This window comes from Nonomuraea jiangxiensis (assembly GCF_900099965.1).
In the GTDB taxonomy this organism is placed as follows: domain Bacteria; phylum Actinomycetota; class Actinomycetes; order Streptosporangiales; family Streptosporangiaceae; genus Nonomuraea; species Nonomuraea jiangxiensis.
In genome coordinates, this window is record NZ_FNDJ01000004.1 from 518,703 (window position 1) to 532,725 (window position 14,023).

At 71.2% G+C, this 14,023-nt stretch carries 14 protein-coding genes; 6 read left to right on the plus strand and 8 right to left on the minus strand.

Features of this window, described 5'->3' with window-relative positions; all coding sequences use genetic code 11:
* Positions 1 to 161: 161 nt before the first annotated feature.
* The 4 genes from BLS95_RS11725 (at position 162) to BLS95_RS11740 (ending at position 4,547) form a co-directional block, all read left to right on the plus strand.
* Positions 162 to 1,343, plus strand: coding sequence for an acyl-CoA dehydrogenase family protein (locus BLS95_RS11725; protein ID WP_090930924.1), 1,182 nt, complete (start codon positions 162 to 164; stop codon positions 1,341 to 1,343).
* 11 nt (positions 1,344 to 1,354) lie between these two features.
* The gene (locus tag BLS95_RS11730; RefSeq protein ID WP_090930925.1) at positions 1,355 to 1,786 is read left to right on the plus strand and encodes an SgcJ/EcaC family oxidoreductase; all 432 of its coding nucleotides are present in this window, start codon (positions 1,355 to 1,357) and stop codon (positions 1,784 to 1,786) included.
* A 24-nt stretch (positions 1,787 to 1,810) separates the two neighbouring features.
* Complete coding sequence (locus BLS95_RS11735) at positions 1,811 to 2,797, plus strand: helix-turn-helix domain-containing protein (RefSeq protein WP_090930926.1); 987 nt, start codon at positions 1,811 to 1,813, stop codon at positions 2,795 to 2,797.
* A 208-nt stretch (positions 2,798 to 3,005) separates the two neighbouring features.
* Positions 3,006 to 4,547 (plus strand): acyl-CoA carboxylase subunit beta, encoded by a 1,542-nt coding sequence (locus BLS95_RS11740; protein WP_090931048.1) that lies wholly within the window; start codon positions 3,006 to 3,008, stop codon positions 4,545 to 4,547.
* 354 nt (positions 4,548 to 4,901) lie between these two features.
* Here the strand turns inward: BLS95_RS11740 and BLS95_RS11745 are convergent, their stop codons facing one another.
* Genes BLS95_RS11745 through BLS95_RS11765 form a run of 5 tightly spaced genes read right to left on the minus strand, consistent with a single transcriptional unit; the run spans position 4,902 to position 9,515 of the window.
* A complete protein-coding gene (locus BLS95_RS11745; protein ID WP_090930927.1) occupies positions 4,902 to 5,711 on the minus strand; it encodes a TIGR03084 family metal-binding protein in 810 nt (269 codons plus the stop codon).
* 2 nt (positions 5,712 to 5,713) lie between these two features.
* Entirely contained in the window at positions 5,714 to 6,697 is a 984-nt protein-coding gene (locus BLS95_RS58965; protein WP_090930928.1) for a carboxymuconolactone decarboxylase family protein, read from the minus strand.
* Positions 6,698 to 6,709: 12 nt separating this feature from the next.
* Positions 6,710 to 8,365, minus strand: coding sequence for a GMC family oxidoreductase N-terminal domain-containing protein (locus tag BLS95_RS11755; protein ID WP_090930929.1), 1,656 nt, complete (start codon positions 8,363 to 8,365; stop codon positions 6,710 to 6,712).
* A complete protein-coding gene (locus BLS95_RS11760) occupies positions 8,362 to 8,919 on the minus strand; it encodes a DUF5987 family protein (RefSeq protein ID WP_090930930.1) in 558 nt (185 codons plus the stop codon). Before BLS95_RS11760 ends, BLS95_RS11755 begins: the two co-directional genes overlap by 4 nt.
* Positions 8,889 to 9,515 (minus strand): SigE family RNA polymerase sigma factor, encoded by a 627-nt coding sequence (locus tag BLS95_RS11765; protein WP_342742693.1) that lies wholly within the window; start codon positions 9,513 to 9,515, stop codon positions 8,889 to 8,891. Before BLS95_RS11765 ends, BLS95_RS11760 begins: the two co-directional genes overlap by 31 nt.
* 176 nt (positions 9,516 to 9,691) lie before the next feature.
* Between BLS95_RS11765 and BLS95_RS11770 the strand changes: the two genes are divergently transcribed.
* Together BLS95_RS11770 and BLS95_RS11775 are read left to right on the plus strand one after the other, a co-directional pair.
* Positions 9,692 to 10,597: a metallophosphoesterase family protein gene (locus BLS95_RS11770; RefSeq protein WP_218135696.1), complete on the plus strand. Its 906-nt coding sequence runs from the start codon at positions 9,692 to 9,694 to the stop codon at positions 10,595 to 10,597.
* Between the two features lie 182 nt (positions 10,598 to 10,779).
* Complete coding sequence (locus BLS95_RS11775) at positions 10,780 to 11,526, plus strand: helix-turn-helix domain-containing protein (protein ID WP_090930932.1); 747 nt, start codon at positions 10,780 to 10,782, stop codon at positions 11,524 to 11,526.
* 136 nt (positions 11,527 to 11,662) lie between these two features.
* On the opposite strand, the gene BLS95_RS11780 is transcribed toward BLS95_RS11775, so the two are convergent.
* The 3 genes from BLS95_RS11780 to BLS95_RS11790 are packed head-to-tail and all read right to left on the minus strand — an operon-like array spanning position 11,663 to position 14,023.
* Positions 11,663 to 13,027: a cytochrome P450 gene (locus BLS95_RS11780; protein WP_090930933.1), complete on the minus strand. Its 1,365-nt coding sequence runs from the start codon at positions 13,025 to 13,027 to the stop codon at positions 11,663 to 11,665.
* Entirely contained in the window at positions 13,024 to 13,563 is a 540-nt protein-coding gene (locus BLS95_RS11785; protein ID WP_245764989.1) for a flavin reductase family protein, read from the minus strand. The genes BLS95_RS11780 and BLS95_RS11785 overlap by 4 nt, the downstream gene beginning before the upstream one ends.
* Before the next feature lie 28 nt (positions 13,564 to 13,591).
* Positions 13,592 to 14,023 carry an acyl-CoA thioesterase gene (locus BLS95_RS11790; protein ID WP_090930934.1) on the minus strand — a complete coding sequence of 144 codons (432 nt, stop codon included), beginning with the start codon at positions 14,021 to 14,023 and terminating at the stop codon, positions 13,592 to 13,594.

The window sequence follows — 14,023 nt, forward strand, 5'->3', positions numbered from 1 at the left end:
CTGTGGTCGATGCTGGCACCCGATCGGCTCACGGGGCTACTCGCAAGTTGCGCTGCCCGCTGGGCAATCCAGAAGGTGCGCAGGTCGGGCGGCGGCTGCGACTGTCGGGATGACGACCCCACTCAGGGGTGCCTGTCGTCTGCATTCCTGTAGGAGGAACCGTGCCGAGCACCGACACCCCCACCCGGGAGCAGCTGGTTCGTCGCGCGTCCGAGTTGGCCCCCACCCTCCAGAAGCACGCGTTGTGGGCGGAAGAGAACCGGCGCCTGCATGACGAGACGATCGAGGCGCTGACCGACGCGGGCATGTTCAAGCTCCGCTCTCCCGTCCGCTACGGCGGGTACGAGGCCGACACGCGCACGCTGGCCGAGGTGGCCGCCGCGCTGGGCGCCGGCGACGGATCCACCGCCTGGGTGACCTCGGTCTACTGGATCGCCACGTGGGGGGCGGCCGCCTTCCCCGACGAGGTGCAGGACGAGGTGTTCGCCACCCCGGACGTGCGGGTCTGCGGCACCCTCAGCCCCAGCGCGATGGCCGCTCCCGTGGAGGGCGGCGTCGTGGTCAACGGCCGGTGGGCCTTCATCAGCGGCGCCGCGCACGCCCACTGGCAGATGATCGTGGCGGTGCTGGTCGGCGAGGGCAGCGAGCCGTACCCGATCATCGGGCTGGTCCCGATGTCCGACCTGCGGATCGTGGACGACTGGAACACCTCGGGGCTGAAGGGCACGGGCAGCGTGAGCACGGTCGCCGCCGACGTCTTCGTACCGGCCGCGCGCGTGCTGCCGCTGCCCGTCGTGCTGCAGGGTCAGCTCGCCTCCCGGCTCAACGCCGAACGGCCGATCTACCGCTCGTCGCTGCTGCCGGTGGCCTCCGCCTCCTCGATCGGCACCGTGCTCGGGCTCGCCAGAGGGGCCAGGGACGCGTTCTTCGAGCGGCTGCCGCACCGCAAGATCACCTACACCGACTACACGTCGCAGGCCGAGGCCCCGCTGACCCACCTTCAGGTGGCCGAGGCCACGATGAAGATCGACCAGGCGGAGTTCCACGCCCGCCGGCTCACCGAGCTGGTGGACCGCAAGGGCGAGGACGCCACGCCGTGGACGGTGGAGGAGCGCGTCAAGGCCCGCGCCGACATGGGGATGGTGGTCCGCCTGGGCAAGGAGGCCGTGGACATCCTGGCCGCGGCGAGCGGCGGCTCGTCGATCTACTCCGACCAGCCGATCCAGCGCATCGCGCGCGACGTGCAGGCGATCAACCTGCACGCCCTGATGCACCCCGACACCAACGCGGAGCTGTACGGGCGGATCCTGTGCGGCCAGGCACCCAACACGCTCTACCTGTGAAAGGACACGCCATGACCACGACCAGTCCCGCGCCCGCCGTCGCCGAAGAGGTCTGTCCCGACGACCGGGTAGCCGTCGCCGCGGTGCCCGGCAAGATCATCGTGGCCTGGGCCAAGCACGACGCGGCCGCCTTCGCCGAGACCTTCAGCGTGGACGGGACCATGATCCTGCCCGGGCGCTACCGCAAGGGCCGGGAGGACATCCAGGCGTTCATGCGGGCCGCCTTCGCGGGTCCGTACCGGAACACCAAGGTGACCGGCGAGGTCATCGACGTCAGGTTCTACGGGGCGGACACGGCGATCCTGACCACCGAGGGCGGCGTGCTCGCGCCCGGTGAGAGCGAGGTCGCCGAGGAGCGGGCCATCAGGGCCACCTGGGTGGTCGTCAGGGAGGACGGGCAGTGGCGCCTGGCCGCCTACCAGAACACCCCACGGGGCACTTAGCGCGCAGGCGCGTCGAGGTGAGCCATGGACATTGCTGTCATCGGGGTTTCAGCTGAAGCAGTTGAGATCTACCGGTATTTCCTACGGCACCCCGGCGACAGCGTCGGTTCGGCCCGGCAACGGCTCGCCGACGCGGACCCGGAGCGGGTCCAAGCCATCGTGGAGGAACTCGGGCGGCTGGGCCTGCTGGACATCAAGGACCGGCACCGGGTCGTGGCCACCGAGCCGAGGGTGGGCGTCGAGCGGCTCATCGAGAAGCGTCTCGACGAGCTCAACATGGAGATCCGCCGGGTGCTCGAAACCCGCGACGTGATCGCCACGCTGGAGGAGGACCTGCGCGGCGGCGAGTCCTCCAGCGGCGTGCTCGCCATCGAGCGGGTGGAGGGCCTGGACGAGGTACGGCGGCGCATCGACGACCTCGGCTTCTTCTGTTACGAGCAGACCCTGGCGCTGCACCCCGGCGGACCGCTCTCGCCGGGCGCCATCGAGACCGGCCGGGTGGTGGCCACCCGCAACCTCCGCCGCGGGCTCTCCGTACGGGAGGTCTACCACCCCACGGCACTCGGCAACCCGCTGATGGACTCCTACCTGCGCGACCTGGCGAGCCTGGGAGCCCAGATCAGGATCACCGAGGCCCAGATGGACCGTATGGTCATCTTCGACAGCGTGGCCGTGGTGGCGATCCATCCCAAGGAGAGCCACCGCGGCGCCCTGCTCGTCCGCGAGCCCGGCCTGGTCTCCCAGCTCATCACCTACTTCGACGGCGTCTGGCAGGACGCGGTCGACCTGCGTAACTTCACCGAGCCCAGCGCGGACGCTCCTCAGCTCTCCGAACTGGAACGGCGGGTGCTCTCGGTGATGGCCACGGCCGACAAGGACGAGGTCGCCGCCCGCGAGATCGACGTCTCGGTCCGGACCTACCGCCGCTACGTGGCCGACCTCATGGCCCGGCTCGGTGCCGTCAACCGTTTCCAGGCGGCGCTGCGGGCGAAGGAGGAGAACTGGATCTGAAGGAGAACCAGTGAGCATCTCTGAGCTCAGCACAGCCCCCGCTACGGCCGACGGCCCCAACGGCGGTGACGACGGCGCGACCCCCGACGGACGCGCCGCCCAAAGCGCCGGCGGGGCCGCCAACGGAGCCGCCAACGGGGCCGCCAACGGAGCCGCCAACGGGGGAAGCGGAGGTGGTGGCGGGAACGGGGCGCGTCCGGAGCGGTCCATGCGGTTGCTGCGCGAGCAGCGCGACGGACTCCGCGACCGGATCCTCGCCGGCCGCCGCGACGCCGTGGACCGCCAGCACGCCCTGGGCAAGCACACCGCGCGCGAGCGGCTGGCCATGCTGCTGGACGAGGGGTCCTTCACCGAGATCGACATGTACCGGCAGCACCAGGCGCACGGGCTGCGCATGGAGGAGCAGCGGCCCGCCACGGACGGCGTGATCACCGGGTCCGGCACCGTCCACGGCCGCCGGGTGTTCGTGTACGCCCAGGACTTCACCATCTTCGGCGGCTCGCTCGGCGAGGCGCACGCCACGAAGATCCACAAGGTGATGGACCTGGCCCTCGCCACGGGCTCGCCGTTCATCGGCCTGAACGACAGCGGAGGCGCCAGGATCCAGGAGGGGGTGATGTCCCTCAACGGCTACGGCGGGATCTTCCAGCGCAACGTGCAGGCCTCCGGCGTCATCCCGCAGATCTGCGTGGTGCTCGGCCCGTGCGCGGGCGGCGCCGCCTACTCGGCCGCGCTGGCCGACTTCACCTTCATGGTGCGCGACACCTCCTACATCTACCTGACCGGCCCCGACGTGGTGGCGGCGGTCAGCGGCAAGCGCCCCACCCACGCCGAGCTCGGCGGCGCCGAGGTGCACGGCCGTACGTCGGGCGTGGCCACGTTCGTGCACGACGACGAGCGCGGATGCCTGGAGCACGTGCGTTACCTCGTCTCGCTGCTGCCGGCCGGCAACCAGGAGCTCCCGCCGAGCGGCCCGCCCCGGGGCGCGGTGACGGACGTGCGGCCCCGGCTGGCGGAGATCGTGCCCGTGGAGCCGAACAAGCCGTACGACATGCGCGCGGTCATCGCCGAGGTGGTGGACGACGGCGCCTTCCTGGAGCTGCACCGGGACTGGGCCGCCAACGTGATCTGCGCGCTGGCCAGGATCGACGGCGAGGTGGTCGGCGTCGTCGGCAACCAGCCGCTCGTGCTGGCCGGGGTGCTCGACGCGGCGGCCTCGCAGAAGGCGGCCAGGTTCGTCAGGCTCTGCGACGCCTTCAACATCCCGCTGCTGACCCTGGTGGACGTGCCCGGCTTCCTGCCGGGGACCGAACAGGAGCAGGCCGGCATCATCCGGCACGGTGCCAAGCTGCTGTACGCCTACTGCGAGGCCAGCGTGCCGCGCGTCCAGGTGATCCTGCGTAAGGCCTACGGCGGGGCGTACATCGTGATGGACTCCCGCTCCATCGGCGCCGACGTGTCACTGGCGTGGCCGACGAACGAGATCGCCGTGATGGGCGCGGAAGGCGCGGTGAACGTGATCTTCCGCAAGGAGCTGGCGGCCGCCGAGGACCCGGCCGGGCTGCGCGCGGCGCTGATGGCCGAGTACGGCGAGCGACTCATGCACCCGCATTTCGCGGCCGAGCGCGGACTGGTCGACGACGTCATCGACCCGGCGCACACGCGCTCGGCCGTCGCCCGCGCGCTGGCGATGCTGCGTAACAAGCACCGCCAGCGCCCGCCGCGCAAACACGGCAACACCCCATTGTGACGCCCAGATATGTAGAGGCCGCGGCGACCGGCAAAGGCCACGGCGACGCATTGTTCAGGTCATGACGACGATTCGGGAATGTCGCGGTGCCGGGAGAAAACCGTGGTGTCCGTCGAGCTCACCGGCGGGAGGGCTCCCGCTCCCTCCCACCGGCGCGCACTTTCCCGTCCCTTTCTATTGAGGCTGCCCTTGCCATTTCCGCCTTGCTGATAATGCAATGGTGCCGCACTCCGGGCGGGCCTCGGAAGGGAAATCCGGCGCACGAAACTGCAGCCCCGTGTCCGGATGTTGCCCCGCGAAAGGGGTGGACGACAAAGGCGCGGCCGGGTCCGGCCGCGCCTTCGCCTTCGTCGGTCAGGCCCGTGCGGCCAGGTCGTCGAACTGCCCCGGAGTACGACCCGCCCCCGCCGGCCCCCGATACGCCTGGGCGATGTCCAGCCAGTGGTCGGCCACGGCGCCCACGGCGGTGACCCGCAGGTCGTCGCGGTGCCTGCGCCGGGTCACCAGCAGGCAGAAGTCCTCCGCGGGACCCGTGACGCGCTGCTCGGCATCGGCGGGCCCGTAGGCCCACAGCTCGCCGGACGGCGCGGTGATCTCGAAGCGGAACTCCTCCGCGGGCGGCGTCAGACCGCGCGCGAGGTACCCGAAGTCCCTGGTCAGGACCGCGAAGATGACGAGGTAGCGGAGCCGGTCGGTACGCTCCAGGCGCGTCCCGAGCGCGTCGGCGATGTCCTGCCCGTGCGCGAACTGCTCCATGATGCCGGCGCTCCCGAGTATGGTCGGCGGCAGCGGGTTGACCAGCCACGGCACGGTCCGGTCCGGCGGCACCGCGGCCAGCGCGCTCACCGCGCCCTCCCGCTCGGCCCGCCAGCGCCCGAGCAGCACTTCGGGTGAGTCGTCCCGATAGTCCGCCAGGGCGGCGTTCACGGCGCCGTCGAAGTCGTGCGCGGCGTCCCTGATCAGGTGCTGGAAGAGCTCGGCGTCGGAGGCCGCCAGCTTGGCCAGCTTGAAGATGAAGGCCAGGTGGGCGATCTGATCGGCGATGCTCCACCCGGTCGCGGGCGTGGGCAACTGCCACTGCGACGGCTCCAGGCCGGACACCAGCCGATCGAGCTGATCGCCGTCAGCCGCCAGGTCGCGCAGCACGTTCTCCAAGTCGCTCACGGTTACGTCCTCTCATGGGGTGTCGGATGGCTGTCGGAAAGCGAGCGCCGGACGGCGAGCCTGGCCGCGGCCAGGCTCGCCCAGGCGGTGAACTCGACGAGCGTCAGGTCGCTCGGCTCCTGGCGCCTGAACTCGGCCACGACCTCCTGGTCGACCTGGTAGGAGGCCATGGCGGTGAGCAGGGCCAGGCGGGCGGCCGGACGCTGGGCCGGCGGCAGGCCGGACACCGGCTCGGCCAGCCAGGCGCGGCTCGGGCCCGGCGGAGTGCCGTCCCATCCGTCGAGGCAGGACGTGACCAGCTCGCGGACGCCCTGCGGCACCGAGCGGCGCCCCGCGGCGTCGATGGCCGCGGCGGCACCGGCGAAGGCGCCGGCCAGGTGCGGCACGTCGCGGGCCCACGCCAGGTCGGCCGGCAGCGGCGCCGGGGCCAGCAGCGCGGCCGCCGCGCCGGGGGCCCGGGGCTTGGCCGCGGCCGGTCGCATGATCAGGCCGAACAGCCGCAGCATCAGCCCGCGGGCCGCCACGGGCAGCCGCGGCGGCAGCGGTGACGGACCGAGGAAGACGTTGACCATGCGGTTGAGGTAGTGGAACGTGGCGCTGACCGCGACCAGCTCCGGCGAGCGGGCCGGGCCGCCCGCCGGGGCCGGCCGGGTGCGCAGCAGGGCGTCCAGCGTGGCCTGGTGCACGTCCACGCAGTAGGGGCAGGAGTTGGCACGGGACACCTCGGCGGCGACCGCCTCCTTGGTCTCCCTGCTGTGCGTGCCCTCGGCGAGCAGCGACTCCCGCAGCATGGCCCAGGAGGCGGCCAGGGTCTGCGGGGCGGGGGAGTGCAGGATCACCGGCGGTGCCAGCATCCCGAACTCCCGCTCCACCTGCGCGTACACCTGCGCCACCAGGCCCTGCGCGGCGGCCGGGCGGACCGGGGTGACGTGCCGGACCTGCGCCAGCACGCCCGGCAGCGTCGCCTTGGTGAGCATCTCGCCCATCGCGGGGCCCTCCTATCCGCGCAGCAGTCCGGCCACCTGGCCGGCCACGCCCCGCCGCCCGCTGGTGGCCCCGTCGGGCGCGGGCGCTCCGTAGACGACCTCGACGCCTCGCTCGCGGGCCGCCGCCACGATGGCGGGGACGGCCCGCTCGGCGAGCGCGGCGATGGTCATCGCGGGGTTCACGGTCAGGGCCCCGGGTACGGCGGAGCCGTCGGTGACGAAGATTCCGGGGTGGCCGCGTACCTCGTGCCGGTCGTCCAGTGCCGAGGTGGCGGGATCGTCACCGATGCGGCAGGAGGACAGCGGGTGGACGGTGTAGGCGCCGATGACGTCGTTGGTCCAGGCCGTGACGGTGGCCAGCCCGTCGCGCTCCAGGATCTCCTTCACCTCGGCGTCCGCCATGGCCCAGGCCCGCAGGGTGGTCTCCGACGGGTTGTACCGCAGGCGGCCCACGCCCAGCATCTGCTGCGACAGCCGGTCGGCGTTGCCGGTGGCGGGCGGCGGCCCGAACACGCCCTCGTTGTCGTCCTCGATCATCTGGAAGATGATCAGCCAGGAGCGCCAGCGCGCCAGCATCTCCTTCTTCTTGACGCCGAACCAGGTGGGGCCGTCCCCCTCGGGCACCTGTGCGAGCACGGTGCCGAGGCCGGGCGGGAAGTAGAGCTGTTCGAGCGAGTAACGGGTGTATTCGGGCAGCGAGGGGTCCAGCCGGTCCCAGTTGGCCACGGTCGGCCCCTTGCCGATCTGGTTGGCCTCGTAGGCCAGGCCGCCGGGCCGCGACAGGCCGAGCACCTCGCGTACCTTGTCCTCGTCGAACACCGCGGTGTTGAGCCGCTCGCCGTTGCCGGAGAAGTAGCGGCCCACGGCGTGCGGCATCGGCCCCAGCTCCGCCTCGCTGCGCTGCAGGATGACGGGTGTGGCCCCGGCGCCGGCGGCCAGTACGATGATCTTCGCGTCGATGGTGCCGCCCGGGCTCCTGAGCCGGTAGTCCTCCTCGTCGATGAGGTCGTAGTGGACCCGGTAGCCGCCGTCGTCGGTCCTGGAGATGCGCTGCACCTCGTGCAGCGGCCGGATCTGCGTGCCGTGCGCGATGGCCGCGGGCAGGTAGTTGGTCAGCAGCGAGCGCTTGGCGTCGAAGCGGCAGCCGGACATCATCCAGTTGCAGTTGACGCACCTGTCGTTGTCCACCGCCACCGGCACCGGGTTGGCGGTGCGGCCCGCGTGGTCGCACGCCGCCGCCCAGAGCCCGCCGGCGTAGGTGACGTCGTTCCAGCCCTGCGTGGTGACCGGCATCGACTCGGCCACCCGGTCGTACCAGGGGTCGAGGGTGGAGCGGCTGACGGCGGCCGGCCACATGCGCCTGCCGATGCTGCCGTGCCGCTCGAAGACGAAGCCAGGGGCGCGCGGCATCGCGGCGAAGTAGACGACGCTGCCGCCGCCCACGCAGTTGCCGCCGAGCACGCTCATGCCGTCGCCCACGACGAAGTCGAAGGCGCGGGTGTAGGAGGAGCCGAGCTTGAAGTCGTGCTCGAAGTCCTCGCCCTCCAGCCACGGGCCGCGTTCGAGCACCACCACGCGGGCGCCGCCGGCCGACAGGTGGTAGGCCGCGATCGCGCCGCCGAAGCCGCTGCCGACGACGAGGACGTCGGTGCGTTCGCTAGTGGTCATGGCAGGCTCCCCGTGGGAATCGTGTCCGGATGCGGGTCGGCGAGCTTGCGGCCGTAGGAGAAGTCGGGGAACCTCCACAGGCCGTCGGCGCCGGGCTTGGCGATGCCCAGGGCGGTCAGTCCCGGGTGGCCCGCGGCGATCGCCTCGGCGGTGTTGAGATGGGCCGCGGAGTCGTAGGCCATGTAGCTGAACAGGGCCAGGCTGATCCACAGCTCCTTCTCGCGGTGACCGGGTGTGGTCAGCCGCCCCACCAGGGCCGTACGGTGCTCGAACGGCAGCGCGACGAACGGCGGGACGTCCTGGTCGAGCTCCAGGCCGAGCTCCTCGGCGTAGGCCAGGGCGTGCCCGTCCAGCGCCGCCGCGAAGTCGTCGAGCCCGTCGTGGACCCCCGTCGCCGACCACTGCAGCAGGTCGAGGGCGCCGGCCGCGACGGCGCCTGCGCCCGGCGCCGCGCCCGCGACGGCCCGGTCGTCCGGCGTCCGCTTCTCGCCCGGGAGTATGGTGTCGGCGAACGCCTCGATGGTCAGGATGCTATTCCGTGTCGGCAATGGCATGCGGGTACCTCCCCTTTCCTTGGGGCCTCTTGGGATTCGCCGTCCGCGTCATCGGGCGGTGGCGGGGCGGGTGGCTCCTCCTCAGGGCCGGCCTCCAGCGCCGAACGGAGCGCGGCCAGGGCCCGGACAGTCTGGCTGCGCACCGTCGAGCAGCTGCTGCCCATGACCCTGGCCGTCTCCTCCACGCTGCGGTCCTCCCAGTAGCGCAGCACGACGGCGGTCCGCTGTCGGGGTGCGAGGGCCGCCAGGGCGTCGAAGAGCCGGAGCCGGTCGTCGAGCGGGCGGTAGGGGTCGGGCAGCGGTGGAGGCTCTGGGGGCAGGTCGTACAGGACCTCACGCGACCAGCGGTGGGCCCGCCGGTCGCTGATGATCAGCCGGGTCATGATCGCGTACGTGTAGCGGGCCATCTTGTCCCGGCTCTGCAGGAGTTCCCATCGGCGGTAAATGGCGATGAGCGTTCGCTGGACGAGATCGTCGGCCTCGTACCAGTCGGAGGAAAGCCGGAAGGCCATGCGCCGTAGCGTCGGCCGGGCTTTCTTAACATAGCGCGTGAAATCGTCGTCCGACGCCGTCGCCATTAGGTTACGCTTCATCATGACAATCGCAGCATTGTAGGCATTTACGAGATTCTGCGGAATGTCTCCAGAATTGTCCTTTATATACCAGGGGGCAACCCCTATTCGACCCTGGAGACCCCACGCTCGCCGAGGTCAGACCCGACAAATTGCTTCCATCAATTCCCGATAAATCACGCCAGCATTACCATCGCGACGTGGGCGATTCCAAGAGAACCGACGGGAGCTTGCTGGCCATCAGCGATCTCCATGTCGCCTATCCGGAGAATCGGGCCCTCGTCGAGGAGCTGCGTCCGGACGGCGACGGCGACTGGTTGCTGGTCGCCGGCGACGTCGGGGAGCGGATCTCCGACATCGAGTGGGCGCTCGGCCTGCTCAGCGAGCGCTTCGAGACGGTGGTGTGGGCGCCGGGCAACCACGAGCTGTGGACCCCGCACCACGACCCCAGCCAGCTGCGCGGGGACGACCGTTACCGGCAGCTGGTGCAGCTGTGCAGGCGGCTCGGCGTGATCACACCGGAGGATCCCTATCCCGTCTGGCGGGGTGAGGGCGGCCCGGTCACGGTCGCGCCGCTGTTCGTCCTGTACGACTACACCTTCAGGCCCGCGCACCTCAGCAGGGCCGAGGCGCTCGCCATGGCACGGGAATCGGGGGTGATCTGCACGGATGAGTTCTTTCTGCACCCCCATCCGTACCCGAGCCGCGCTGACTGGTGCCAGGCGCGGCTCAGGGAGACCGAGCGCCTGCTCGACGCCCGCGACCACCGGTTGCCCACGGTGCTGGTCAACCACTTCCCGCTGGTCCGCGAGCCCACCGACGTGCTCCGCCACCCCCTGTTCGCCCAGTGGTGCGGCACGGAGGGCACCGCGGACTGGCATCTGCGCTACCGTGCCGCCGCGGTGGTCTACGGGCACCTGCACATCCCCAGAACGAGCTGGCACGACGGCGTGCGCTTCGAGGAGGTGTCGCTCGGCTATCCGCACGAGCGGCATCCGCGGCACCGCGAGCGCCCGCTGAGACGCATTCTCCCGTACGCGCGGACCGATGAGTCCGCCGACCACTCTGCGTGCCCGGGCCGCCCTCGCGGTCACGGCCCGACATAAAGAGCCCCACCGCTGCCCGTAGCTGTGCAGCATTTTCCCGACCTCACGGCGTGTCATAGAGAAGAGCCGAGCCCGCCACGGTTTTCCACCCCTGGGAAATGGCCGGGCAGACGCCCTAAATACGCGGGGGAGGGGCAATGGAGAGAGATATAGAGGAAGCCGTACTGAGAGCCGTTGAATTGATGTACGAAAACCTGGGAGACGAGCTCACCGTTGATGACCTCGCCAGACGGGCGATGTTCAGCAAGTTCCACTTCTCCAGGGTTTTCCAGCGGGCCACCGGGCTGTCGCCTGGCCGGTTCCTGTCGGCCGTCCGGCTGCAGGAGGCCAAGCGGCTGCTGGTGACCACGAACCTGACCGTCACAGAGATCAGCCACCGGGTGGGCTTCTCCAGCGTGGGCACGTTCAGCTCACGCTTCACCGGCAGCGTGGGGACCGCTCCCACCGTGTACCGCCAGTCCATGGGCGCGCCGCAGCCGAAGTTCCTCGGCAACGGCCACCACCACGGCGGTCTCAACGGGCAGTCCAACGGCCGGCCGGAGGGCGGCGCCCGGGTAGTCCGCGGTGCCATCCTGTCGCCGCTGCCCGACCGGCCCGTCTTCGCGGGCATGTTCCCGCACCGCATCATGGAGGGCCGCCCGGTCGCCTACACCGTGCTGCCCCAGCCGGGGCCGTTCCTGCTGTTCGACGTGCCCGAAGGCGAGTGGCACCTGATCGCGCAGTCGGTCGAGGCCGGCCGGGAGGACACGCTGAACCATCCTCCGGGCGGCGACCGGGCGCTGTGCGTCGGCCGCCACGGTCCCATCACCGTGCGGCAGGGCGCTCCCGTCGCGCGGGTGGACCTGCGGCTGCGGCCGATGCGCCCGATGGACCCCCCGGCCCTGCTGGCGATGCGCGACCTGCTGGCCAACCCCGGCCCCGCCGGCTGAGCCCGTTCCCCGGCCCCGCCGGCTGAGCCCGTTCCCCGGCCCCGCCGGCTGAGCCCGTTCCCCGGCCCCGCCGGTTGAGCCCGTTTCCCCGGCCCCGCCGGTTGAGCCCAGGGCCGGGGATCGCGCCCGCCGCCGCTCAGGCCCCCACTCGTACGGGCCTGGCGGCGTGCACGGTCATCGGCAGCCCGCCGCGCACCCGCAGTGACAGCATCGGCTCGGGCTCGGCCCGGTAGCCGGGCACGAGGGAGAGCCGCAGATCGCGCGCCACCATGGCGATCACGAACGTGGCCTCCATCATCCCCAGGTGATTGCCCACGCAGAACCGCGGCCCGGCGCCGAACGGGATGTAGGCGTAACGCGGCCGCCCGGCAGGCTGCCCGGGATCGAACCGGTCCGGGTCGAACCGCTCGGGATCCGTCCAGAACGCCTCGTGCCGGTGCAGCGTGTACGGGCTGATCAGCACGTCCGAGCCGGCCGGCACCCGGTATCCGCCCACCTCGTCGTCGGCCACGGCCTGCCGCGGCAGCATCCACACGGGCGGCCGCAGCCGCATGACCTCCTGCACCACCATCGCGGTGTACGTGAGTTCGCGCAGGTCGTCGTAGCCGGGCAGCCGGTCGCCGAGCACCTCGACGGCCTCGGCGTGCAGCCGCCGGCGCACCTCCGGATGCCGGTCGAGGTAGTAGAAGGTCCACGACAGCGTGCTGGCCGTCGTCTCGTGCCCGGCCAGCAGGATGGTGACCAGCTCGTCCCGCATGCGCTGCTTGGCGACCGCCGGGTCCGTCTCGGAAGCGGTCGAGACGATCAGCCGGGACACCACGTCGTCGCCGTCGGCGCCACGCGCCAGGCGGTCGGCGACCAGGTGCTCGACCACCCGCCGCAACTCCCTGTCGGCCCGCCAGAAGCGGCGCTGCTTGGGCAGCGGCGTCCACAGCGGCACCATGCCCAGCGTGACCATCTCGAACATGGCCAGGTCCTGCACGGCCTCGAAGGAGTGACCGATGGTCTCGAAGCCGGCCAGGTCGGCGTCGAGCAGGGTGTGCCCGAGCACGTTCAGGCTGAGCCCCGTCATCTCGCCGGCCACGTCCACCGGCAGCCCGTCCTCGTGCGCGCGCAGCCGCTCCACCAGGGCCGCCCCCGCCTCGGCGATCACCCGCGCCTGACCGGCGATCCGCTTGTTCTGGAACACCGGCTGGATCGTGCGGCGCTGCTTGCGCCACAGCTCGCCCTCGCTGGTCAGCAGCCCGTCGCCGATGGCCCGGCGGGCCTGGACCAGGCCGATCCCCTTGCGGTAGTTGGCGGCGTTGTCGGCCAGTACGTGCTTGGCGTGGTCGGGGTGGTTGAAGAAGTAGAGCGCCTTGGGGCCGATGCGCAGCCTGACGGCGTCGCCGTAACGGGTGGCGTACGTCATCATGCCCAGCCGGTCGGTGGCGAGCTTCTTGAACAGGCCGGGACCGGCCGTCAGCGGCGGGCCCGGCGGCACCCGGCGGGCCGCGCTCATGACGGCACCTCGTACCAGTCGGGGGTGACCGTGCGGAACCTGCCCTGGGCGACCAGCAGCGGGTCGAGGTCGGTGGGGCGGTCCACGGACAGCACCCGCCCCACGAAGATCGTGTGATCGCCCCCGTCGTAGGAGCGCCACGTCTCGCACTCGAACTCGGCCAGCGTGCCGCTGAGCAGCGGCACGCCGGTCAGGTCCCCGGGCCGCCAGTCGACCTGGTCGAACTGGGCGAGGCCCAGCGTACGCAGCCGGTTGGCGAAATGCCGGGCCGCCGTCTCCTGGTCGGCCGACAGCACCGACACCCCGAAGAAACTGCTCTCGCTGAGGTAGCGGTGCATGAGCGCGTTGCGATCGACGCAGACCAGCAGGAGCGGCGGGTCGAGCGACACGGAGGTGAAGGAGTTGGCGGTCATGGCGTGCGGGGTGGGCTCGCCGGTGGTGATCACCGTGACGCCCGTGGCGAAGGTGCCGAACGCCCGCCGCAGCCTCATGGCGTCCGTCAGCCCCAGGGACAACGGTGAATCGTGCACTTTCACGCTCGGCCTCCTGCCTGTCGATCCCTGACTACGCCGCGTACGGCTCCAGCGCCCGGGTGAGCGCCTCCGGCACCCTGGCGGGCACCGTCCTGGTGTTCGGCCCGCGCATGCACGCCACGCGCTGCCGCCCGCGGGCCACGAGCGTCTCCGGCCCCCCGGCCGGGTCCAGCCGCACGTAGTCGAAGCTGAACTCGACCTGCGTCTGGGCCAGCTCGACCAGGCGCATCCTGATGGACAGGTCGTCGAAGGCGGTGATCTCGGCGAAGAACTCGCAGTCGACCTTCAGCGTGAACAGCTTCAGGTCGTCCTGCAGGTCGGCCAGCACGTCGGGGGCGTGCAGCTTGAGGAACATCTCCCGGCAGCGCCCCTGCCAGCGCAGGTAGTTGACGTAGTAGACGTTGCCCACGATGTTGGTCTCCTCGAAACCGACCGTGTGCAGATACTCGAAGTACTTGGCCAT